The organism is Rhodococcus sp. WWJCD1 (genome assembly GCF_002258735.1).
GTDB lineage: Bacteria > Actinomycetota > Actinomycetes > Mycobacteriales > Mycobacteriaceae > Rhodococcoides.
On the sequence record NZ_NOXY01000021.1, the window covers coordinates 1 to 22,306 of the forward strand.

Sequence of the window (22,306 nt, forward strand, 5' to 3'; positions counted from 1 at the left end):
ACGCCTCGACGGCCTGAGCCCGGTGCGATACCGAGCTCAGGCCCTCGCCGCCTAGGCTTTGCATTGAGCAGTCCAACCCACGGGGTCCAGTGCAATGCAATGGACCATTCACGCGTTCAGGGGTCCGGCGGGGCAAGCGGGGAAGCTAGTCCTTGACCTTCGCCATGGCGAGGACGTCGAGGCGCTTGTCGAGTTCTGCCTCGCTGAGCTTGTCGCCGATCAGTCCGCGGTCGATGACCGTCTGACGGATCGTCTTCTTTTCCTTCAGTGCCTGCTTGGCGACGGCTGCCGCTTCCTCGTAGCCGATTGCCGAGTTCAGTGGCGTCACGATGGACGGCGAGGACTCGGCGAGAGTCTTGAGGTGATCGACGTTCGCAACCAAGCCGACGACGCACTTGTCGGCGAAGAGCACCGAGACGTTGGCGAGCAGCTTGAACGATTCGAGGACGTTGCGCGCCATCATCGGGATGTACACGTTGAGCTCGAATGCACCCGATGCGCCACCGAAGGCAACTGCGGCGTCGTTGCCGATGACCTGTGCGGCGACCTGCGTAACAGCTTCGGGCAGAACGGGATTGACCTTGCCGGGCATGATGGAGCTACCGGGCTGCAGGTCGGGGAGGGCGAGCTCGCCGAGTCCGGTGAGCGGTCCCGATCCCATCCAGCGAATGTCGTTGGCGATCTTGGTCAGTGACACCGCGATGGTGCGCAGTGCGCCCGATGCCTCGACGAGGCCGTCGCGTGCGGCCTGGGCCTCGAACGAATCCTTGGCTGCGGTGAGCGCATCGATGCCGGTCGACTTGACCAGTTCTGCAACAACTTTCGGGCCGAAGCCGTCGGGTGCGTTGAGGCCGGTGCCGACGGCGGTGCCGCCGATGGGGAGCTCACCCAGTCGGGGCAGGGTGGCCTCGACGCGCTCGATGCCGGCCTCGATCTGACGGGCGTAGCCGCCGAATTCCTGGCCGAGGGTGACCGGCACGGCATCCATGAGGTGGGTGCGGCCGGACTTCACGACGGTCTTCCACTCGACAGCCTTGGCGGCGAGTGCCTCGTGCAGGTGCTTCAGCGCAGGCACCAGTGAGGTGACTGCTGCCTCGGTCGCGGCAACGTGGGTGGCCGTCGGGAACGTGTCGTTGGAGGACTGCGACATGTTCACGTGATCGTTGGGGTGCACCTCGACGCCGTTCGCCTTGGCGATCGACGCGATGACCTCGTTTGCGTTCATGTTGGAGCTGGTGCCCGAGCCGGTCTGGAAGACGTCGATCGGGAACTGGTCGTCGTGCTTGCCGTCGGCGATCTCGGTGGCCGCTGCGATGATCGCGTCGGCCAAAGCGCCGTCGAGCAGGCCCAGGTCCTTGTTTACCTGTGCGCAGGCTGCCTTGAGCAGACCCATCGCGCGGATCTGGGTGCGCTCGAGCGGACGTCCCGAGATGGGGAAGTTCTCCACCGCACGCTGAGTCTGGGCACGCCAGAGTGCGTCGATGGGAACGCGAACCTCTCCCATGGTGTCGTGTTCGATCCGGAACTGCTGTTCGTCTGTCTGCGTCATGAGCCTTACTTTGCCAGTCGTGGTTTCAGGGATCAGAAGGACGGTGCTTGGCCGGATTCGTCGGCGTCGAAGTCGACCGAGGAGTATTCGCGCAGCTTCTCGAGGCGGTGGTAGGCGTCGATCATGCGCACGGTGCCGGACTTGGATCGCATGACGATGGACTGGGTGTGCGCACCGCCGCCTGCGTAGCGAACGCCGCGCAGCAGGTCACCGTCGGTGACGCCGGTGGCGGTGAAGAAGACGTTCTCACCCGAGACGAGGTCCTTGGTGTCGAGGACGCGGTCCAGGTCGTGGCCCGCGTCGATGGCCTTCTGCTTCTCGTCGTCGTCCGTGGGTGCCAGACGCCCCAGGATGGCACCGTCCATGCACCGCATCGCGGCGGCGGCGATGATGCCCTCGGGCGTGCCGCCGATTCCGATGAGCATGTCGGTGCCCGAGTCGGGACGAGCGGCGGCGATCGCACCGGCCACGTCACCGTCGGAGATCAACCGGATGCGGGATCCGGCGTCGCGCACCTGCTGGATCAGTTCGGCGTGCCGCGGGCGATCGAGGATGCACACCGTGACGTCCGACGCAGATCCCTTCTTGATCTTGGCGATCCGAGCGATGTTCTCGGCGACGGGGACGGTGATGTCGATGACGTCCGCGTAATCGGGACCGACGGCGATCTTCTCCATGTAGAAGACGGCGGACGGGTCGAACATCGCGCCACGCTCGGCGACGGCGAGGACCGAGATGGCGTTGGGCATGCCCTTGGCCATCAGCGTCGTTCCGTCGACGGGGTCGACGGCGAAGTCGACGTCCGGTCCGTTGCCGTTGCCGACCTCTTCGCCGTTGTAGAGCATCGGCGCTTCGTCCTTCTCGCCTTCACCGATGACGACGACGCCGCGCATCGAGACCGAGGCGACCAACTGACGCATGGCGTCGACCGCTGCTCCGTCGCCACCTTCCTTGTCGCCGCGACCGACCCAGCGGCCCGATGCGAGCGCACCGGCCTCGGTGACGCGTACGAGTTCGAGTGCGAGGTTGCGATCTGGCGCCATGGCGCGAGTGGACTCGGTGCTGGCCGTCATCGGTTTGTAGCCTCCTGGTTGGTGGGGTGTTACCCAGGCGCGATTATCTCACTTCTGTGATGCCTGCGGTGGGGTCGGGTCGACTGTGAGGTACGCGCCGACCGAGCACTGCCGCGCAGAGGGGATACTGGTGAAGTGGCGAACAGCAAACCTCGGATTCTCAACAACAACCGCGACATGGTCTGGTCGCTCATTCCGCTGGTCATTGCCTGTTTGCTGATCGCGGGTGTGGCCAGCCAGTGCTCGCTGAGCCCCGGTGGCCCCAAGCAGGGGCCCATCCCCAACTTCGACGTGAACACCGCGTTGCAGTACGACGCATCCGAAATCGGCTTCCCGGTGCGTAATCCGAGTGTTCCCGAGGGCTGGACGCCCAACTCGGGCAGTCGCGCGACCATCTCCGGCGACAACGGCGGAGCGGTATCGACTGTCGGATACATCACCGGTACCGGTGCCTACTTGCAACTGACCCAGTCTTCGGCGTCCGAGGAACAGCTGGTTCCGTTCGTGGCCGGAAGTGAAACTGCGTACGCGTCGGGCGCACAGAACGTGTCGGGTCGAGATTGGGTGGTCTACGGCGAGGAAGGTTCGCGAAACTACTGGGTCTCCGATTTCGGTGACGTCCGAATACTGCTGGGCGGCACCGCAACCACCGAGGACTTCACCACTCTCGCGTCGATCCTCGAGGCCACCGAACCGCTCGTTCCCTAGCCGTCCTTCTCGGTGCTCGCGAGCGCGGTCTCGATCCGCTTGCGGGCGCCTGCAAGCTGTTCCTCGCAGCGCGATGCCAGTTGCTCGCCGCGTTCCCACAGAGCCAGGGACGCATCGAGATCGAGCCCGCCCTGCTCGAGAATCCTCACCACTCCCACCAGTTCGTCACGGGCTTCCTCGTAGCCCAGTTCCGATACCGGCTTGTCTTCGTTCTCGCTCATCGAATCTCCTTCGTCATTTCACTCGGCCCATCACTGCGGCGGTGACGGCACCGTCGGCCACCCGCACTCTGATCTGTGTACCCGGCGGCGCGTCGTCCACCGAACGCAGCACTTCGGGGTCGGAGCCCGCCACCACCCGCTGCACGACGGCGTAGCCCCGAGCAAGTGTGGCAGCCGGTCCCAGCGTCGACAGCCGCGCCCGCAGATGTTCGACGAGCGTGTCCTGGGTGGTGAGTTCGCGCTGCACGTCGCGTCGTGCCGCGTCGGTCAGGCGTCGAATTTCCTCGCGTCGCTGCTCGAGTGAGGCGAGTGGATCTGCCAATACCGGTCGGTGCCGGAGCATATCGAGGCCACGTGCCTCGCGCTCGACCCAGTTACGCAGAGCTGCAGCGCTTCTGGACTTCAGCTCCGACACCAGCGCTTGCTCGGCGACGGCGTCGGGCACCACGAGTTTGGCGGCATCGGTGGGGGTTGCGGCGCGTAGGTCTGCGACGTGATCGCTGAGCGGACTGTCGGGCTCGTGACCGATCGCGCTGACGATCGGTGTGGTGGCCCGAGAGATGGCGCGGCACAGAGCCTCGTCCGAGAACGGCAGCAGATCCTCGACGCTGCCACCGCCGCGGGCCAGGATGATGACGTCGACAGCGGGGTCGTCGTTCAGGTCTTTCAGCGCGTCAAGAATCGCCGGCACCGCCTGAGGTCCTTGAACCGGGGTGTTGCGGACCTCGAATCGAACCGCAGGCCAACGCCTCTGGGCGACGGTGAGGACATCCTTCTCGGCTGCGCTGGCCCTGGCGGTGATGAGTCCGATGGTGCCGGGCAGAAACGGCAACGGTCGCTTGAGGCGCGGGTCGAACAACCCCTCTGCGGCGAGCAGAGCTCGGAGACGTTCGATGCGGGCGAGCAGTTCGCCGACGCCCACAGCGCGAATGTCGGTGGCGCGCAGCGAAATGGTTCCGCGGCCGGTGAAGAACGACAGTTTGCCGTAGAGAATGACGCGTGCGCCCTCCGTCAGCGGAACAGGCGAACGGTCGAGTAGCTGAGGCGAACACGTCACCAACAACGACATGTCGGCCGACGGATCACGCAGCGTCAGAAAGGCCGTGCGGGTGCCGGGTCTGGCGTTGATCTGGGTGAGTTGCCCCTCGACCCAGATGCTGCCGAGTTTGTCGATCCAGCCGGCGACCTTCATCGCGACGGTACGCACCGGCCATGGCTGTTCGGCGGTGCTCGCGCCTGGCTGGGTAGGACCGGACTGAGGTGGGGGAGTGCTCACTTGGCCTTGGCGGTGGTGATTCGGTTGGCCAGCATCGTCCGGAACGGCGCGCGGGCGAGCGTGTCGTTCTCGTAGTCCAGCAGAGTTTCGAGGTCCTCGACCGAGAGTGTGCGCAACCGTGCGCGCAGCTGCGCCAGCGCGAGGGTGTCGAAGTCGATCATCTCGACGATCTCGGGCTTGTCGATGGACGGAGCCCGCTTGGCCGAGGTGTCCTGGACGGGCTCGTCCAGCGGAGGCGTCGAGTACAGCGCAAAGCGGCCGTTGGCGGCGACCGGCTCGGCCACCGGCGCATCGGGTACATCGACGTCGTCGGTGATGACAGGGGTATCGAAAGCGTCGTCGTCCTCGTCGAATGAGGCCCACGCGGGCTGCTCCTCGCGCGGAGTGCCGACAACCGGCAGGGTCGCGATGATCAGATCGCCCTTGATGGCCAGCGCCGTCACCTGCTGTTGAAATCGCATACCGCGGGCCAGCGCTTCACTGACAACCGTCATCGGCAGCATCAGGGCGGAACCGGGAAGCTTGCGAGCCTCTTCTACCACGGTCACTGCGACGCCAGCGGCCACGCGAGCTGCAAAGGGGACTCGAGTCATGCCCACCAGACTGCCCGAAGTCGTGAACTTTGGGTAGCCGACAGGCTGGAGACGCAGCGTGGTTCCGACCTACACGTATCCTGGAGGTATGTCTTCGGCCGTTCCTCTGAATCTTGGTATCGCACAATCAGCCGGCGCGGGTAAGTCCGCGTACGCCGGGGGTAAGCGAGTGCTGCTCGCGGAGCCCCGTGGCTACTGCGCAGGTGTCGATCGTGCGGTCGAGACCGTCGAGAAAGCATTGGAACAACACGGTGCGCCGGTCTACGTGCGCAAGGAGATCGTGCACAACCGGCACGTCGTCGAGACGCTGTCCGATCGCGGCGCGGTGTTCGTCGAGGAGACCGACGAGGTGCCCGAGGGTTCCCTGCTCGTGTTCTCGGCGCACGGCGTATCCCCGGCCGTGCACACCTCCGCCGCGGAGCGGAACCTGCGCACCATCGACGCCACCTGCCCGTTGGTGACCAAGGTGCACCAGGAAGCGAAGCGGTTCGCTCGCGACGACTACGACATTCTCCTGATCGGTCACGAGGGTCACGAGGAGGTCGAGGGCACCGCAGGTGAGGCTCCCGAGCACATCCAGCTGGTGGACGGCCCCGAGTCGGTCGACAACGTCACCGTCCGCGACGAGAACAAGGTGATCTGGTTGTCGCAGACCACTCTGAGCGTCGACGAGACGATGATGACGGTCGCCAAGCTCCGCGAGCGATTCCCGACGCTGCAGGACCCGCCGAGCGACGACATCTGCTACGCCACCCAGAACCGTCAGGTCGCGGTGAAAGCAATGGCTCCGGAATGCGATCTGGTGATCGTCGTCGGCTCGAAGAACTCGTCGAACTCGGTGCGTCTGGTCGAGGTTGCGCTGAACGCCGGTGCGCGGGCCAGCTACCTCGTCGACTACGCCAAGGAGATCGACCTCGCCTGGCTCGACGGGGTCGAGACCATCGGCATCACCTCGGGTGCGTCGGTGCCGGAGATCCTGGTGCAGGGTGTCATCGACCTGTTCGCCGAGCACGGCTACGCAGACGTGCAGCCGGTCACCACGGCAAACGAGACGCTGGTGTTCTCACTTCCCCGCGAACTTCGTCCGGCTCGGTAGGTCTTCGACCCGATCGCCGACGCCCACGGGACTCGTTCAGTCCGTGTGGCGGTCGCGGTAGCGAACCTGCGGCACCGGATGCGGCGGAATGTCGTCCCGATGAGCGCCGGGCAGCGAGTGGTTGCCGGGAGCCTGATTCGCGTCGGTCGACGAGCTGGTCTGGCTCGACGAGGTGGTCTGTGGAGTCACGACGGGCCGGGAGCCGGTGGCGTACGGGCCGGGGACCTCACGGGGAGGCTGCACCTGGGTCGACCGCGGGCGGCGAGGCTCCGTCGAGTACCGAGGTTCGCCCGACTGCGGCCGCGGTGATTGCCGGGCCTGAGGCTGCTGAGGCTGAGCCTGTGGGTACTGCGGACGCTGGTAATCGGGCTTCTGGTGCTCCGACCTGGCGTGATCCTGCCGAGGTGAGTCGGTTCCGGAGTGTCGGCTCTGCGGCGCTGGTACCGCCCCGGACGAGCGGCGTGGGCTCGCACTCGGATCCACGACCCGTGACGTGCGCGGAGCCGGATTGGAACGGGAATCGGATGCTCTTCGGCCGACGTACGGCTCGGACACGATATCGGTGGCCTCCGTCGCGGAGACGGCGCTGCGATCGGCCGACGGGTTAGCCCGTCTCCGGGTGCGTTCGGGACGCTCTTCCTGCGCACGTCGCTGCGCACGGGTGGGCTTGTCGTCACCGGTCTTCGGAGTGCGGCGTACTGCACTCTCGGACCTCGAGCTTCGACGAGCGGTGCCCTCGGCCTTCTGGCTTCGCCGAACGGCGGGGGCATGTGTGTTCTGCCGCTTGAGCACGATGCGCAGTGCTCCGAGTCCGACGGCCACGACGGTACCGAGCAGCATCAACGGAAAGCGATTGACCAGCGGAATCGCGACGTTGAGAATGATGTCCTTGAGGCTGGTACCTGCGTTGTCGGTGAAGTACTGGTACGACAGCGGTACGGCGACGAACAGGATCAGCGGAGCTTGCACCATCGCGGTGAACAGCCCGCGGTAACGAACGAGCACCACGGCAGCGATGCAGCCGAGGATGTAGAAGAACGCGAACGCGCCGGTCAGCTCGGTGCCGCGGGCGGCATCGATGAGAAACCCGAGGAAAGTCAGGCCTGCGGCGATCGCGACGGCACCCCACGCGGGCACACCGGGCAGAGTCGCGAGGATGGATCGGTGATCCAGCGGTACCCCGGATCGGGCACGTTGGGAGGTAGACACCCCTCGAGGTTAGCCGTAGTTCAGCCGACTGCATCGTCGACATGACCGAAGTCGTGCCGGTAGCGGGACGAATCGGACAGTGTGGGGCGCCCGTCCACCCGACCGATCGATACCGGCTCGGCGTCGAACAGCTCGAGTTCGTGCAGTTTTCTCGCCGTCACGCTCACCCTGGAGTCCACCGATCCGACGGTGGAGTTGAAGGAGTCCACGGCCTTGCCCAGATTGGCCCCGAGCTTGTCCAAGTGCGTCGACACGACGCCGATGCGGGTGTACAACTCGCGCCCCAACTGCTGGATGCGCGCCGCGTCCTCGGCCAACGACTCCTGCTTCCAGGTGTATGCCACCGTGCGCAACAGCGCGACCAGGGTGGTGGGGGTGGCCAGGATCACGTTCCTTCCGAAGGCGTACTCGAGCAGGCCGGTATCGGACGTCAGTGCTGCATCCAGAAACGGGTCGCCGGGAACGAACAGCACGACGAATTCCGGCGTCGGCTCGAACGCCTCCCAGTACGCCTTGTCGGCCAACTGATCGATGTGGGTCCGCAGCTGTTTGGCGTGACGTCGCAGGTTCTTCTCGCGAGCGCCCGGGGCATCGTCCTGAGCAGCATCGAGGTAGGCCGCGAACGGCACCTTGGCGTCGACGACGATCTGACGACCGCCGGCGAGACGGACGATCATGTCCGGTCTGATGCCGTCCTTGCTGACCTGAGTGTCGAAATCGCAGTGCTTGAGCATGCCCGCGAGCTCGACGACCCGCTCGAGCTGGATCTCTCCCCACCGTCCTCTGATCTGCGGGGCGCGCAGCGCCGTCACCAACTGGCTGGTCTGGGTGGACAGATGCATCGACGCTCGATGCATGCCGGTGACCTGCTCGGACAATCCTGCGTAGGCCCTGATTCGATTGTGTTCGACTTGCCGGACGTGCTCGGACAGTGCATCGACGGCATCGTGCAACGGCTCGACCAGGTGCGAGACCTGTTGCCCGATCACGGTGGAGTGTCGCCGAGCGGAATCCTCGTTGACCGCGCTCAGCGACTGCCGAAGCATGCCTTCGTGCTCGCGCAGCGCAGCCAGTTGCGCCTCGGCCCGCACAGCTCTGTCGCCCATCCGCGAGGCGTGCAGCAACCAGCCCACCACCGCACCGATGCCGAGGGCCACGAGCAGGCCGAACGCCGTGAGAATGTTCATGGAAACAGATGATGCAGGAAGGTACCGACAGACTTCGTTGCGCGGAGTTCGTTGACCGTCCTCAGTTCCCGACAGGCCGACGCGCCTCGAATAGTTTGTCGGTGCTTGCCGATAGCGTCGAACGCATGAGAATCCTGCACACCTCGGACTGGCACATAGGTCGCACCTTTCACGGTGTCGACCTGTTGGCCGATCAAGGCGCTGTGCTGGGGTCCATCGCGGAACTGGTTGCGGCACAATCGATCGATGTGGTGGTGGTACCGGGCGATATCTACGATCGTGCTGTGCCCAGCGCCGACGCCGTGCTGGTCTGCAATCGCGGGCTGGAAGCAATTCGAGCAGCGGGTGCCGTCATCGTCGCGACGTCGGGCAACCACGACTCCCCGGCTCGGCTGGGAGCCGGTGCTGCGTTCGCTTCGGCGGGAGGCCTGCACCTGATGACTCGGGTGGGCGATGTCGCCACACCGGTCGTCATCGACGACGAGCACGGCGGCGTTGCGTTCTACGGCATTCCGTATCTCGAGCCGGAGACCACCCGCCTGGAACTCGATGTTCCTGCAGCGCGTACCCACGCCGAGGTGCTCGGAGCCGCGATGGATCGTGTTCGCGGCGACCTCGATGCGAGAGCCGCTGCAGGAGAACATGTTCGGTCGGTCGTGCTGGCGCATGCGTTCATCGTCGGTGGTGAGGCGACCGGATCGGAGCGGTCCATTTCCTCCGGTGGCATCGAAACCGCACCGGCGTCGGCGTTCGACGGAGTCGACTACGTCGCGCTCGGTCATCTGCATTCTCCGCAGATTCTCACCGACCGAGTGCGGTACTCCGGGTCTCCTCTGCCGTATTCGTTCGGCGAGCGATCGCACCGCAAGGCCGTGTGGATTCTCGAACTCGACGCGAACGGACTCGGCAGCGTCGAGCGAGTGGACCTGCCGGTGGTGCGCGGGCTCGCCCGCATCGAAGGTACGGTCGAGGAATTGCTCTCGGACGCAACCTATTCCGATGTCGAGGACCACTACGTCTCTGCCGTGCTCACCGACGACGTCCGTCCGGTGGACGCAATGCGGTTGCTGCAGCAGCGGTTTCGGCACGCGATACACCTCGAGTGGCGTCGCCCCGAGGGGTCGGGAGAGCTTCGCTACCGCGACCGGGTGCGCGGTCGCAGTGATCTCGCCATTGCCACCTCGTTCCTGACGGACATGCGTAGCGAACCCACCGCAGCGGAGTCCGCATTGCTGGCCCGCGCTCTGGCGTCGGTACAGCGCGAGGACGAGGTCACCGACGGAGCTACCGCAGACCGCGGTGCTGCATGAGGCTGCACTCGCTCGAGATCACCGCCTTCGGACCCTTCGCGGGTACCGAGACGGTCGATTTCGATGCGCTCGGAGCCGATGGGCTCTTCTTGTTGCACGGGCACACGGGGGCCGGCAAGACGACGGTTCTCGACGCCGTGGCGTTTGCCCTGTACGGAACCGTGCCAGGGGCGCGCCGCGAGGGTAAGCGACTGCTGTCCGACCACGCGGCCGTGGGAGCGGTACCGAAGGTGACCCTCGAGGCGACCCTCGGCGGACGGCGCATCCGAATCGTGCGCAGTCCGGAGTTCTTGCGCCCCAAGCTCAGAAGCACCGGAACCACCAAGCAACACGCCAAAGCCAGTCTCACCTGGCTCGACGGTAGCGGGCAGAACCTCACCCGGCTGAGCGAGATCGGCGACGCCGTCAACGCGTTGCTGGGAATGAGCGCCGACCAGTTCTTTCAGGTGGTGCTGTTACCGCAGGGCGAATTCGCGCGATTCCTGCGAGCCGACAGTGACGAGCGCGGGAGCCTGCTCGAAAGGCTCTTCGACACAGGCCGATTCGGTGACGTCGAAGAGTGGTTCGCGCAGCGCCGCCGAGAATTGGCGGCCGATCTCGCCGATGCCCACCACAACATCGACATCATGCTCGGGCGGGTGTCGCAGGCATCGGGAGTGCCCGACCCCGTCACCGACGACCGCCAACAACAGGACCCGCTCGACTGGGCGGCCGACGTCCTGACCGACGCTCGCCAGAATCGGACCCTTGCTCAGGGGCGCGCGGTGCTGGTCGACGCGGCAGCTCGGCGGGCGTCCGAGGCGCTGGCTCAGGCCACGATCGTTCTGGATCTGCAGCGCAGGCGTGCTCTCGCCGAGGAGCAACTCGCTCAGCACCACGAGGGGGAGGCGGCACGAGCAGCGCGCAGAACCGAGCTGGCAGATTCCGCGGCCGCAGGACCGATCGCCGACGCCGCTGCGGATCTGTCTCTGGCACGTGCGGCGGGCGAGGCGGCTACCGCCGCGCTGGCCGCAGCCGAACGCGAGCTACCGACGTCGCTGGAGGGGCAGCGGTTTCACGACGCCCTGCATTGGCCACCCGTGCCGGGCGATCCTGCGGACGAGCGCACCGTCGTCGCGCAGTTCGTGCGCGACTGGACCACCGACGTCGCACGTATGCAGTCGTTGCTCGGGGTCGTACGCGAAGCAGACAAGCTCGACGGTGCCCTGGTCGACTATCGAGCACAACAACGCAGCATTGCAGCGCAGATCGAGCGCACCGAGCAGCGGCAGGCGTCGATGCCCGAGAAGATCGCGGCCGCCGAATCTCGGGTAGCGCGAGCCGATGCCGCCGCGACACAGCTTCCGGGCCTCGACGAGCGCTGCGAACGGGCTCGCGTGGCCGCCGAATCCGCCATCGAATTGGTACGCAAGCGCGCCGCGCTTCTCGAGAGCGAACGTTCCCGCGACACTGCCGCCGCCGCACACAACACCGCGTGGGAGCACCTGCTCGATCTTCGTGAGCGCCGCATCGACGGGATGGCAGCAGAGCTGGCGGCCCGCTTGAAAGTCGGCGAGCCGTGCCAGGTGTGTGGATCGGCCGCGCATCCTCACCCCGCTGCGGCCTCGACGTCGACGGTGACCAAGGCGCAGGAAGACAAGGCAGCCGCTGCCGAACGTAAGGCAGCTGCCGCCCTCGATCAGGCGGTCGGGGCTGTCGCGGAGGCCAGACTCGCAGTGGACCTGCTGCACGATCGCACCGGGGGAGCGACTCTTGCGGAGCTGACCCAGGCCCTCGATACCGCAACGAGTTCGGTGCAGGATGCCCGTGTGAGCGCCGCGGATGCCGATCCGGCGCGGGCGGAACTGAGCCGACTGCGCCGTGAGACGGACGAACTGACGGTCACACTCAACAACCTCGTCGCGTCCCGCGTGGCCGTGGACGAGCGAATATCGGCCACCGAGGAATCGCTGACGCAGATGCGTGCGTCGGTGTCGCAGGAAGTGGGCGAGGGCGAGTCGCTGATCGATCGAATTGCCGAACGTGAGGCCCTGATAGACGGTGCGCGGAGAATCCAGGAGGCACGGATCGTCTGGCTCGACGCCACCGCACAGTCCGATGCGCTGCGCGCCAAGCTGGATCGACGAGTTACCGCATCGAGTTTCGCCTCCGTCGAGGCCGCTGCCGGGGCCGTTCTGACCGCCGATCGCGTCGAGCGAATCGAGGCCGAACTCCGCGCCGCCGACGAGCGTCGGGCGCATGCCGAACACGTACTACGTGAGCCCACCATCGTTGCCGTCGACGGGCATGCGCCGGTGGACCTGGATCCGCTGCGTCAGGCCTGTACCGAGCTGGACCGGCAGGTCAGATCCGCCGCCGCCACGGTAGCGGAATGCCGAAGGCGCGCAGACGATCTGGAACGGCTGATCGCCGAACTGTCGACTGCGGCCGAGGCCATCGCGCCGCAACGCGCGGAATTCGACGAGCTCGCCAACCTGGCGGACGTGGTGGCCGGGCGCGGTCAGAATGCCAGGAAGATGTCGCTGCGGTCCTATGTTCTTGCGTCCCGGCTCGAGGACGTCGCCGAGTCGGCCTCGGCGCGACTGCGTCGGATGTCCTCGGGGCGATACGAATTCGTCCATTCCGACGAGGCGGGTGCGAGGGGCAAGCGCGGTGGTCTCGGCCTCGACATCCGTGACGATTACACCGGTGTCGTGCGCTCGGCGAAGACTCTCTCGGGCGGCGAGGCGTTCCTCGCCTCGCTCGCCCTCGCGCTCGGACTCGCAGATGTGGTGGCCGCCGAATCCGGTGGCGTCGTACTCGACACCATGTTCATCGACGAGGGGTTCGGCACGCTCGATGCCGACACTCTCGAGCAGGTGATGGCCGTCCTCGACGAACTACGCGCAGGCGGACGCGTCGTCGGCGTAGTCAGTCACGTCGACGAGATGCGCCAGCGCATTCCCAGTCGCCTCTACGTCAAACGGGAGCGCACCGGTTCGACGCTTCAGGTCGTCGCGTCCTGACCTGACGCAGTCTTGTCGGGCTTCGACTCGCCCTCGTCGTCCAGACCGGCCTGCTCGTCGGTCAGTCCCTCGGGCGGCGGGATCTCGTCTTCCAGTTCGTCCTGGTCCGGTTCGTTCGAGCGTGCGTCGATCTGTTCGGACAGGTATCGGATCAGCACTGCGGCAACAGCAGCGGCCGGAACTGCGAGGAATGCACCGATGATGCCGAACAACGAGCTGCCGCCCGTCACCGCGAGGAGCACGATCGCCGGATGCAGGTTCATGCTTCGACTCTGCAGAATCGGCTGCAGCACATTGCCTTCCAACTGCTGCACCGCGACGATGATGGCGAGCACGATCAGCGCCGTGGTCAGCCCGTTCGCCACCAGGGCCACGAGAACTGCGAGCGCACCCGCGACGAAAGCACCGACAATCGGGATGAACCCACCGAGGAATGTCAGCGTTGCGAGTACCAGTGCCAGCGGAACGCCGAGAATGACGAGTCCGAGGCCGATGAAGAAGGCGTCGATGAAACTGACGATGGCCTGAGTTCGGATGAATCCGCCCAGCGTCGCCCACATCCGCGAGAGCACCTCGCCCAGATGGCGTCCGGCGCGGCCACCGGAGAACCCGTGCAGCCACGGCAGGAACTTCGGACCGTCCTTGACGAAGAAGAACGACAGAACCAGCACCAACGCGAGAGTGACCAGCAGCGAGCCGGCGGCGGAGACGCCGGTGAACACGCCGGTGGCGATGACCTCGCCGCTGTCCTGTAGACGCGACACGATCGCCGACACGGCCGAGTCGATCTGGTCGTCGCCGATGTTCAGCGGCGGGCCCTTCAGCCAGTCCTGAACCTGCGCGATTCCGCCCGACGCCTGGTCCACCAACTCGGGAGCCTGCTCGGCCACCGACGGAATGATCAGGGTGATGACGCCGCCGATGACGACGAAGAACACCACGAGCGAGACCGACGCGGCCAGCGCGGGAGGAAATCCGAGCCGCATCATCAGTTTCGCCGGCGGCCACAACACCGTCGCGACGATGACTGCGAGCAGGACCGGCAACAGGATCACCCACAGATGACCGATCAGCCAACCGAACACCCAGGCTCCGGCCGCGATCGACACCAGGATGAGCGACCACTTGGCGAGCCACAGGCCGCCGACCCCGATGAGGTCCCCGCGGTCCTTGTCGGGCTTGGCGGATGCCGTGGATTTTCCTGGCACTGCCGATTCGGTCACTGGGGCTTCCTCACATTCGGCGGATGGCGGATCGTGAAGAACCATAACGCCCGGGACCGTTAGGCCGCGGGCCACCGCCACCCGACGCGGCAGCGGTCAGGCGCTCTCGTGTGCCAACAGCCATTTCTTGGCGGGCAATCCCCAACGGAATCCGCCGAGGGCACCGCCGATACGGACTACCCGGTGACACGGCACGAACAGCGCAGCCGCATTGCGCGCACAGGCGGACGCCGCACCGCGGATAGCGGCGGGTCGGCCAGACAGCTCCGCGAATCGGGAGTAGGTCACCGGAGCGCCGGGTTCGACGGTGCGCAGCACATCCCAGGCGTGCATCAGGAATTCACCGGACCGTTGCGCGACGGGCACATCGTCGATCCGATCGAGTTCGCCGCGGTGGTAGGCGTCGACGGCGTCGGTGACCGTGCCGAGGTCGGCGGCACTGCGAACGGTGTCGGGTCGCATCGTCGGGTGAATCAGGATTCGCAGCTCCTCGATGTCATCGGTCCAGCCCGACGCGAGTACGCGCTGATCGGCGTCGACGATGGTGGTGAACGGGCCGATCGGGGTGTCTCGGGTGGCTGAGGTAGCGGTCATGGTTGTCTTCTTTCCAGTGCGGTGATCCACAGGTGCATCGAGACGTACGAGCGCCACGGTGCCCAGCGGGCGGAGTTCTTCAACGAGATGTCCAGCGCAGCAGCGCCTTGGCGGACGACGAGATCGGTGTCGAGGAGAACATCGGGGTCGCCGAGCAGCCGCATCACGACGTAGCGAGCGGTCCACGGTCCGATGCCCTTGAGCGCCAGTAGTTCTCGCTCCAGTTCGGGACCCTCGCGCGCGGGATGCAGCTCGACGGTTCCCGACGCGATGGCGTCGGCGACGCGGATGACGGTCTGGACGCGGGCCGCAGGGCCGGTGAGAACCTCGTGACCGCGTTCGGCGATGACGGCGGCCTCGGGAAACAACCTGGTGACGGTGTTGTTGCCGAGGTCGAGTGGTGCGCCGAGCGCGTCGACGAGCCGGGCAGTGTGGGTGGCCGCCGCCTTCAACGAGATCTGTTGTCCGATCACGGTGCGCAGCACCATCTCTGCGCCGTCGACCACCCCGAGGGCCCGAATTCCTGGATGGGCCTCGACACTCGGTGCCAACTGCGGGTCGGCGTGCAGGGCGTCGTCGACGGCAAGTGGATCGGCGTCGAGGTCGAGGAGATGTCGGATTCGGGCGACGGCGGGAGCGAGGTCGCGCATGTCCTGCAATGTCACTGCGGCACTGACGAATCCGTCCATCACCCGCAGAGCCACCAGTCCGCCGGCGTGCGGCAGGCGCAGTGATCGGACGTATTCCCCGTCCTCGGAGAACGATTCGATGCCCTCGACCACGTGACCACGAAGGAACCACTCGATCCAGCCGCGGTCCAACGGCTGGCGGTAGGGCAGTCGCAACGTGACCGTTCCACCCGCGGTTGTCACCGCGGTGCGGTGTGCCTCCCGCCGCAGCGTCGATGGATCGACGGCGAACACTTCCTTGACGGTGTCGTTGAACTGCCGAACGCTGGAAAAGCCTGCTGCGAAGGCGATGTCGGACATCGACATGTCCGTAGTCTGAATCAGTGTGCGGGCGGTGTGTGCTCGGTGCGCGCGGGCCAATGCCAGCGGGCCTGCACCGACCTCGGCGGTCAACACCCGAGTCAGTTGTCGGCTCGAGTAACCGAGGGTGCTGGCGAGGCCGTCGACGCCGCCGCGCTCGACGGCCCCGTCGGAGATCAGTCGCATAGCGCGAGAGCTGAGGTCGGAGTGGATGTTCCACCGCGGGGAACCGGGGGTGGCGTCGGGCTGGCAGCGGCGGCACGCACGATAGCCGGATTGTTGAGCTGCGGCGGCCGTGGCCAGGAACGAGACGTTGCCCGGCTTGGGTGTGCGCGCCGGGCAGGACGGGCGGCAGTAGATGCCGGTGGTGCGAACGGCGGTGAAGAACTGGCCGTCGAACCGTGCGTCACGCGAGGAGACCGCGCGATAACACCGATCGAAGTCCAGTTCTTGCACCTGCCGTTCGCTGCTCATGTACCTACTGTGTCAGCGCGATCCCGCCAGTGCTAGCGGAAATCGGACAGCACCGTGTCAGCAGCACCGTGCCCCCGGATTTCGGTCCGCTTCCGCGTGCCGGTCCTTCCAGTACTGACGCACGGTCGGCGGTTCCTGACCCGGGTGGTGCCGAGCCAGGTGGGCGACGTACCGGTCGTAATCGTGGTCGCCCATCACCGAGGTGATCCACCACCACAGCCCGCGCATCTAGTGCGCCGATCCGGGTCTACGGACGGTGCCCGCGTCGATCAGCTCGTCCCACTCGGCCTGCACTTGCTTCTCGGCCGGAGTGAGCACGAAGCCGCTGGGACCGAAGATCTTCGACGGCACCTCCGGCTCTTCGTTGTCGGGCAGATCAGCTCCGCGAACGGCCTTGATACACACCCACACTCCGGCGATCACGACCACCAGGACGAGTACCGCGAAGACGATCGACAGCGTGCCCTGGATGAAGGTGTTACGGATGACGGCGTCGATGGCCTCGGGTGTCTTGGCGCTGCCGAACTCGCTCAGACCCTGCGCCTTGGCGTCGCGGAACTGCGAGTGCTGAGTCCAGTAGCCGATGGCCGGGGTCGAGGAGAAGATCTTCTGGTACGACGCCGTCATGGTGACGATGAGGTCCCAGGCCAGCGGGACCCCGGGAATCCAGGCCCACTTGTAGAGGCCACGCTTGACGACGATGACCATCACCACTGTCAACGCGATCGCCGCGAGCAACTGGTTGGCGATACCGAACAGCGGGAACAGGGTGTTGATGCCGCCCAGTGGATCGGTGACGCCCATGAGAAGGATTGCGCCCCAGGCTGCGACGACGATCAGCGAGCAGATCCAGGCTCCGGGACGCCAGGACGGGTCCTTGAACTTCTTGGCCGAGGCTCCGGGCAGGTTGCCGATGCTGTCGGAGAGCATGAAGCGCGCGACGCGGGTGCCTGCATCGACCGTGGTGAGGATGAACAGGGCCTCGAACATGATCGCGAAGTGGTACCAGAACGACTTGAGCGATTCGCCGCCGAATACCTGGTGCAGTACCTCGGACATACCGAACGCGAGTGTCGGTGCGCCGCCGGTACGGGAGATGATCGATTCCTCGCCCACATCGGCTGCCGCCTGGCTCAATTCGGCCGGGGTGATGTCGCCGCCACTCAGGCCCAATCCGTTGACGTACGTTGCCGCAGTCTCCGGAGTGCCGCCGGTCAACGTTGCCGGTGCGTTCAATGCGAAGTAGATGTGCTGATCGAGAACGCAGGCGGTGATGAGCGCCATGATGGCGACGAACGACTCGGTGAGCATGCCGCCGTAGCCGATCATCCGCATCTGCTTTTCCTTCTCGAGCAACTTCGGCGTGGTGCCGGAGGAGATCAGAGCGTGGAAACCGGAGAGTGCACCGCAGGCGATGGTGATGAACAGGAACGGGAACAGCGATCCCGCGAATGCCGGGCCGTTGCCCTCGGTGGCGAAGCTCGTCATGGCGGGCATCTGGATCTCGGGACGAGCGATGAGAATACCGACGGCCAGCAGCGCGATGGTGCCGACCTTCATGAACGTCGACAGGTAATCGCGCGGTGCGAGCAACAGCCACACCGGCAGGATGCAGGCGAGCAGGCCGTAGCCGATCAGCAACCAGGCGACGGTCACCTTGGAGAGGGTGAACCAGTCGGTGCCCCACTCTGTTTCGGCAACCCAGCCGCCGGCGACGATGGCGAACAGCAGCAGGACGACACCGATGAGCGAGACCTCGGTGACGTTGCCCGGTCGCAGGTAGCGCAGGTACACGCCCATGAACAGTGCGATCGGGATGGTCAGCGCGATGGAGAAGACGCCCCATGGGCTTTCGGCGAGCGCGTTGACGACGACGAGTGCCAGCACCGCGATCAGGATGATCATGATGACGAACACCGCGATCAGCGCCGCGGTACCACCGACGACGCCGAGTTCGTCGCGGGCCATCTGGCCGAGGCTGCGGCCGTTGCGGCGCGTCGAGATCCACAGCACCAGGAAGTCCTGGACGGCACCGGCGAACACGACGCCGATGATGATCCACATCGTGCCGGGTAGGTAGCCCATCTGGGCGGCGAGAACGGGTCCGACGAGGGGGCCGGCTCCGGCGATCGCGGCGAAGTGGTGGCCGAACAGCACCCGACGATCGGTCGGCATGTAGTCCTTGCCGTTTTCCAGAATCTCGGCCGGTGTGGCTCTGTCGTCTCGAGGAAAGACGATCTTGCGTTCGATCAACCTGGCGTAGAAGCGAAACGCGAAGATGTAGGTGCAGACGGCGGCGATGACGAACCAGACGGCGTTGGGGTTCTCCCCGCGCACGATGGCGATGATCGTCCAGGCGACACCGCCGAGGAGGCCGATCGCGACGAGCATCAGACGCTTGATCGGCGTCATCGGATGTGACTCGACGACGCCGACGGGTGGTAGGTCGGGATCTGTCTTCAGCAGTTCGACGTGTGGATCGTCGGGTGCTTTCAGTGACATGTGTGGGGTCTCCAGGATCGCAGGTGTGACTGCGATCACCCTATGTGGGCAGCCGGTGCTCGTCCTCGAATCGACGCATCGCGTTGCGCCCGGCGGTCGCTGGAGTGCGACGAACGGAAATGTCTCCGGGGCCGTCAGCTACCGAGAGCGTCGTCGACGGCCCGGGCACTGAGTACCTGATCCAGCACCAGTGCTGCGCTACCGATGACCCCGGAGAGGTCGCCGTGGGTGGTGGCCTGGATGGTGAGAGCCTTGGTGGCCAGCGCAGTCGCGTTTCCGTAGACGGTCTCGCGCAGTCCTGCAACGAAGATGTCGTACGCATTGGCCATGTCGCCGCCGACGATGAGGACCTCGGGGTTGAGCAGATTGACGGCTCCGGCCAGGGTTTCGCCGATGTGGCGTCCACTGTCGCGGATGAGTCTGCGTGCTTCGGGGTCACCGCTGACCGCGAGGTCGACAACACCGCGGATGTGTCCCACTTCTCGGCCCTGCTCGTTCAACGCGCGCACCAATGCCCAGCCGCCGGCAATGGCCTCGAGGCAACCACTGTCGCCGCACCGACACGCGACGCCCGCTGCGGCTGCGGTCTTGGTGTGGCCGAATTCGCCTGCTGCGCCCAGTGATCCACGCTGTAGTGCGCCGCCCGCGACGATCCCGGCACCGAGACCCGTCGAGGCCTTGACCAAGAGGGCGTTCTGGAAGCGATCTCGATTGTCCCGGCGTTCGGCGAGGACCATCGCGTTGGCGTCGTTGTCGAGAAAGACCGGAGCAGATGTGGTGTCGGCGAAGAACGGGGCCAGTGGCACTCCGTCCCAGCCGTGCATGATCGGTGAGTCCAGGCTGCACCCGCGCGCGGTGTCGGCGGTGCCGGGGATGGACAGGCCGACGCCGAGAATGCGATGTTCGGTTCGGTGCGATTCGTCGAGCAATGCCTGCAATCGCTTGGTGATCTGCGGCATCAGCTCGTCCGGCCCGATGCCGATTTCCTGATCGACGGTATCGCCGGCGAGGAACTCCCCACCGAGAGTGAAGACGCCCAGTTGCGAGCGGCTTCGTCCGATCGCGGCCGCGAGTACGGCACCCGCGTCGACGTCGAAGGACAAGCGCGCAGGGGGGCGTCCACCCGTCGACTGAGTGTCCTCGGTTTCGATGATCAAGCCGAGTCCGGCGAGTGCAGCGACCCGGGAGGCGACGGCCGAGCGAGACAGTCCGGTGATCCGGCCCAATTCGGCGCGGGTGTCGGCTTCGCCGTCGCGAACCAGAGCAAAGATCTCACCTGCGGTCGCAGGTGGAGCGCTCAGGCGCGGCATCGACATATACGCCATTCAACCAACTGGCAACTTTTACGGCAACACCCTAAGAATTGCTACTTAGAACTTTTAAAAACATATGTTGGGTTGCTGATCGACTTAACCGGCTCTAGGCTGAGTCGTGAGAGACCGAACATCGGAGATGCTCATGGACACACTTCACCCGGTTCTGCGTCAGGTCACCGACCGCATCGCAGACCGCAGCCAGTCCGACCGCACGAAATATCTCGCTCGAATCGCTGCTGCCGGGGCTCGAGGCCCGGCGCGTGGCCGACTCGCCTGCGCCAATATCGCCCACGGATTCGCGGCCTCAGGGAAGGCCGACAAGCAAGCGCTGCGCGGCATGGTCAAGCCCAACATCGCGATCGTCTCCGCCTACAACGACTTGCTCTCGGCGCACAAGCCGTTCGAGACATACCCGGCCGTACTGAAGAAGTCGGTCATCGACGCCGGTGGCATCGCGCAGTTCGCCGGTGGCGTCCCAGCGATGTGCGACGGCATCACGCAGGGCCGCGACGGCATGCAGCTGTCCCTGTTCAGTCGGGACATCATCGCGATGTCGACGGCAATTGCGTTGTCCCACGACATGTTCGACGCCACCCTGATGCTCGGCGTGTGCGACAAGATCGTCCCCGGAATGCTCATCGGCGCACTGAGTTTCGGCCATCTGCCTGCGGTGTTCGTGCCCGCGGGCCCGATGACATCCGGACTTCCCAACGGCGAGAAGGCAAAAGCTCGTCAGTTGTATGCCGAGGGCAAGGTGGGCCGTGAGGCACTGCTGGACGCCGAGGCCGCGTCGTATCACGGCAGTGGCACGTGCACGTTCTTCGGAACGGCCAATTCCAACCAGCTGCTCATGGAGGTCATGGGTCTGCATCTGCCGGGCTCGTCGTTCGTCAACCCCGGAACCGCGATGCGCGACGCGCTCACCCGCGAGGCCGCGCACGTCGTCACCGGTCTGACGTCCCTCGGAGACAACTACACCCCGGTGGGGGAGGTCGTCGACGTCAAGTCGATCGTCAACGGCTGCGTTGCACTGCTGGCCACCGGCGGCTCGACCAACCACACGATGCACCTCGTCGCCATCGCGAGAGCTGCCGGCATCACGCTGACGTGGCAGGACCTGTCCGATCTGTCGGCCGTGGTGCCGCTGATGGCCAGGATTTACCCCAACGGCAAAGCCGACGTCAACCACTTCCACGCGGCCGGTGGACTCGGGTTCGTCATCGGGTCTCTACTCGACGCCGGATTGATGCACGAGGATGTGAAAACCGTTGCCGGACAGGGCCTGCGGCGCTACACACAGGAACCGAAGCTCGACGGCGACGGGGTGATGTGGCAGGACGGTACTCGGATGAGCCACGACGACACCGTGTTACGTGGCGCGGACGAGCCGTTCAGCGCCGACGGCGGACTGAAGATGCTGACCGGGCCGATCGGAAAGTGTGTCATCAAGACGTCTGCATTGGCACCCGAACATCGGGTGGTCACCGGACCGGCGCGAGTGTTCGACGACCAAGCGGACTTCCTCGAGGCATTCGATGCAGGGCTCCTCGACGGCGACTTCGTTGCGGTACTGCGTTATCAGGGCCCGCAGGCCAACGGCATGCCCGAGTTGCACAAGCTGACCCCGGCTCTGGGAATCCTGCAGGACAAGGGTCGGTCCGTAGCGCTGATCACGGACGGCCGGATGTCCGGGGCCTCCGGAAAGGTTGCTGCAGCAATCCATCTCACTCCCGAAGCTGCGAGTGGGGGACCGATCGCGAAAATTCTCGACGGTGACATCATCACCCTCGACTCTCTCGACGGCACATTGTCGATCGACGTTCCGCTCGACGAGTTCGAGGCTCGACCGGTCACCGGACGAGTCCTGGACAAGGACGAATGGTCCAGCACCGGTCGTGACCTGTTCTCGGGCATGCGTGCGCTCGTCGGCCCTGCCGACGAGGGCGCAATGTTCGTCATGCGCTGAGTCCCTGTAACTCCA

General features: G+C 65.7%; 18 protein-coding genes. 5 read left to right on the plus strand and 13 right to left on the minus strand.

The genetic code is table 11. From position 1 onward, the window contains the following. Positions 1–145: 145 nt before the first annotated feature. Both CH286_RS15240 and glpX read right to left on the minus strand, forming a co-directional pair. The gene (locus CH286_RS15240; RefSeq protein ID WP_032402962.1) at positions 146–1,549 is read right to left on the minus strand and encodes a class II fumarate hydratase; all 1,404 of its coding nucleotides are present in this window, start codon (positions 1,547–1,549) and stop codon (positions 146–148) included. 32 nt (positions 1,550–1,581) lie between these two features. Continuing rightward, positions 1,582–2,622 carry a class II fructose-bisphosphatase gene (glpX, locus tag CH286_RS15245; protein ID WP_032402963.1) on the minus strand — a complete coding sequence of 347 codons (1,041 nt, stop codon included), beginning with the start codon at positions 2,620–2,622 and terminating at the stop codon, positions 1,582–1,584. Between the two features lie 135 nt (positions 2,623–2,757). Between glpX and CH286_RS15250 the strand changes: the two genes are divergently transcribed. Continuing rightward, positions 2,758–3,330 carry a DUF4245 domain-containing protein gene (locus CH286_RS15250; RefSeq protein WP_032402964.1) on the plus strand — a complete coding sequence of 191 codons (573 nt, stop codon included), beginning with the start codon at positions 2,758–2,760 and terminating at the stop codon, positions 3,328–3,330. On the opposite strand, the gene CH286_RS15255 is transcribed toward CH286_RS15250, so the two are convergent. Genes CH286_RS15255 through CH286_RS15265 form a run of 3 tightly spaced genes read right to left on the minus strand, consistent with a single transcriptional unit; the run spans position 3,327 to position 5,420 of the window. Next, on the minus strand, positions 3,327–3,551 hold the full coding sequence (locus CH286_RS15255; protein ID WP_032380531.1) for an exodeoxyribonuclease VII small subunit: 225 nt from the start codon (positions 3,549–3,551) through the stop codon (positions 3,327–3,329). The two genes, CH286_RS15250 and CH286_RS15255, sit on opposite strands and share 4 nt — an antisense overlap. Positions 3,552–3,564: 13 nt before the next feature. Further along, complete coding sequence (gene xseA, locus CH286_RS15260; RefSeq protein WP_094609646.1) at positions 3,565–4,827, minus strand: exodeoxyribonuclease VII large subunit; 1,263 nt, start codon at positions 4,825–4,827, stop codon at positions 3,565–3,567. Beyond that, on the minus strand, positions 4,824–5,420 hold the full coding sequence (locus tag CH286_RS15265) for a lipid droplet-associated protein (RefSeq protein ID WP_094609647.1): 597 nt from the start codon (positions 5,418–5,420) through the stop codon (positions 4,824–4,826). The genes xseA and CH286_RS15265 overlap by 4 nt, the downstream gene beginning before the upstream one ends. Before the next feature lie 88 nt (positions 5,421–5,508). Here CH286_RS15265 and CH286_RS15270 point away from each other — a divergent pair, with 88 nt between their 5' ends. Then, a complete protein-coding gene (locus tag CH286_RS15270) occupies positions 5,509–6,516 on the plus strand; it encodes a 4-hydroxy-3-methylbut-2-enyl diphosphate reductase (RefSeq protein WP_032402967.1) in 1,008 nt (335 codons plus the stop codon). A 36-nt stretch (positions 6,517–6,552) separates the two neighbouring features. On the opposite strand, the gene CH286_RS15275 is transcribed toward CH286_RS15270, so the two are convergent. Both CH286_RS15275 and CH286_RS15280 read right to left on the minus strand, forming a co-directional pair. Next, on the minus strand, positions 6,553–7,725 hold the full coding sequence (locus tag CH286_RS15275) for a DUF6542 domain-containing protein (protein WP_176458259.1): 1,173 nt from the start codon (positions 7,723–7,725) through the stop codon (positions 6,553–6,555). 20 nt (positions 7,726–7,745) lie between these two features. Continuing rightward, a complete protein-coding gene (locus tag CH286_RS15280) occupies positions 7,746–8,912 on the minus strand; it encodes a DNA recombination protein RmuC (RefSeq protein WP_032380535.1) in 1,167 nt (388 codons plus the stop codon). A 125-nt stretch (positions 8,913–9,037) separates the two neighbouring features. Between CH286_RS15280 and CH286_RS15285 the strand changes: the two genes are divergently transcribed. Continuing rightward, positions 9,038–10,222, plus strand: a complete 1,185-nt coding sequence (locus tag CH286_RS15285; protein WP_094609648.1) for an exonuclease SbcCD subunit D — start codon at positions 9,038–9,040, stop codon at positions 10,220–10,222. Next, positions 10,219–13,227, plus strand: coding sequence for an AAA family ATPase (locus CH286_RS15290; RefSeq protein ID WP_094609649.1), 3,009 nt, complete (start codon positions 10,219–10,221; stop codon positions 13,225–13,227). Before CH286_RS15285 ends, CH286_RS15290 begins: the two co-directional genes overlap by 4 nt. On the opposite strand, the gene CH286_RS15295 is transcribed toward CH286_RS15290, so the two are convergent. From CH286_RS15295 to CH286_RS15320, 6 genes are all read right to left on the minus strand, one after another. Continuing rightward, positions 13,209–14,450, minus strand: a complete 1,242-nt coding sequence (locus CH286_RS15295) for an AI-2E family transporter (RefSeq protein WP_032402970.1) — start codon at positions 14,448–14,450, stop codon at positions 13,209–13,211. The genes CH286_RS15290 and CH286_RS15295 overlap by 19 nt on opposite strands. Before the next feature lie 96 nt (positions 14,451–14,546). Beyond that, complete coding sequence (locus CH286_RS15300; protein WP_094609650.1) at positions 14,547–15,044, minus strand: methylated-DNA--[protein]-cysteine S-methyltransferase; 498 nt, start codon at positions 15,042–15,044, stop codon at positions 14,547–14,549. Beyond that, positions 15,041–16,507: a DNA-3-methyladenine glycosylase 2 family protein gene (locus CH286_RS15305; RefSeq protein ID WP_094609651.1), complete on the minus strand. Its 1,467-nt coding sequence runs from the start codon at positions 16,505–16,507 to the stop codon at positions 15,041–15,043. The genes CH286_RS15300 and CH286_RS15305 overlap by 4 nt, the downstream gene beginning before the upstream one ends. Positions 16,508–16,564: 57 nt before the next feature. Further along, positions 16,565–16,735 (minus strand): YbdD/YjiX family protein, encoded by a 171-nt coding sequence (locus CH286_RS15310; protein WP_072692145.1) that lies wholly within the window; start codon positions 16,733–16,735, stop codon positions 16,565–16,567. Next, positions 16,736–19,009 carry a carbon starvation CstA family protein gene (locus CH286_RS15315; protein WP_037153842.1) on the minus strand — a complete coding sequence of 758 codons (2,274 nt, stop codon included), beginning with the start codon at positions 19,007–19,009 and terminating at the stop codon, positions 16,736–16,738. 134 nt (positions 19,010–19,143) lie between these two features. Then, complete coding sequence (locus tag CH286_RS15320) at positions 19,144–20,325, minus strand: ROK family transcriptional regulator (protein ID WP_094609652.1); 1,182 nt, start codon at positions 20,323–20,325, stop codon at positions 19,144–19,146. 142 nt (positions 20,326–20,467) lie between these two features. Between CH286_RS15320 and edd the strand changes: the two genes are divergently transcribed. Beyond that, on the plus strand, positions 20,468–22,291 hold the full coding sequence (gene edd, locus CH286_RS15325; RefSeq protein ID WP_094609721.1) for a phosphogluconate dehydratase: 1,824 nt from the start codon (positions 20,468–20,470) through the stop codon (positions 22,289–22,291). Positions 22,292–22,306 lie beyond the last annotated feature (15 nt).

Bases quoted from the DNA above. Each gene is read 5' to 3' on its own strand.
- edd (WP_094609721.1), top strand. From the start codon at position 20,468: ATGGACACACTTCACCCGGTTCTGCGTCAGGTCACCGACCGCATCGCA.
- CH286_RS15305 (WP_094609651.1), bottom strand. From the start codon at position 16,507: ATGAGCAGCGAACGGCAGGTGCAAGAACTGGACTTCGATCGGTGTTAT.
- CH286_RS15280 (WP_032380535.1), bottom strand. From the start codon at position 8,912: ATGAACATTCTCACGGCGTTCGGCCTGCTCGTGGCCCTCGGCATCGGT.
- glpX (WP_032402963.1), bottom strand. From the start codon at position 2,622: ATGACGGCCAGCACCGAGTCCACTCGCGCCATGGCGCCAGATCGCAAC.
- CH286_RS15265 (WP_094609647.1), bottom strand. From the start codon at position 5,420: ATGACTCGAGTCCCCTTTGCAGCTCGCGTGGCCGCTGGCGTCGCAGTG.
- CH286_RS15320 (WP_094609652.1), bottom strand. From the start codon at position 20,325: ATGTCGATGCCGCGCCTGAGCGCTCCACCTGCGACCGCAGGTGAGATC.
- CH286_RS15315 (WP_037153842.1), bottom strand. From the start codon at position 19,009: ATGTCACTGAAAGCACCCGACGATCCACACGTCGAACTGCTGAAGACA.
- CH286_RS15240 (WP_032402962.1), bottom strand. From the start codon at position 1,549: ATGACGCAGACAGACGAACAGCAGTTCCGGATCGAACACGACACCATG.
- CH286_RS15270 (WP_032402967.1), top strand. From the start codon at position 5,509: ATGTCTTCGGCCGTTCCTCTGAATCTTGGTATCGCACAATCAGCCGGC.
- CH286_RS15290 (WP_094609649.1), top strand. From the start codon at position 10,219: ATGAGGCTGCACTCGCTCGAGATCACCGCCTTCGGACCCTTCGCGGGT.
- CH286_RS15300 (WP_094609650.1), bottom strand. From the start codon at position 15,044: ATGACCGCTACCTCAGCCACCCGAGACACCCCGATCGGCCCGTTCACC.
- CH286_RS15285 (WP_094609648.1), top strand. From the start codon at position 9,038: ATGAGAATCCTGCACACCTCGGACTGGCACATAGGTCGCACCTTTCAC.
- CH286_RS15255 (WP_032380531.1), bottom strand. From the start codon at position 3,551: ATGAGCGAGAACGAAGACAAGCCGGTATCGGAACTGGGCTACGAGGAA.
- CH286_RS15310 (WP_072692145.1), bottom strand. From the start codon at position 16,735: ATGCGCGGGCTGTGGTGGTGGATCACCTCGGTGATGGGCGACCACGAT.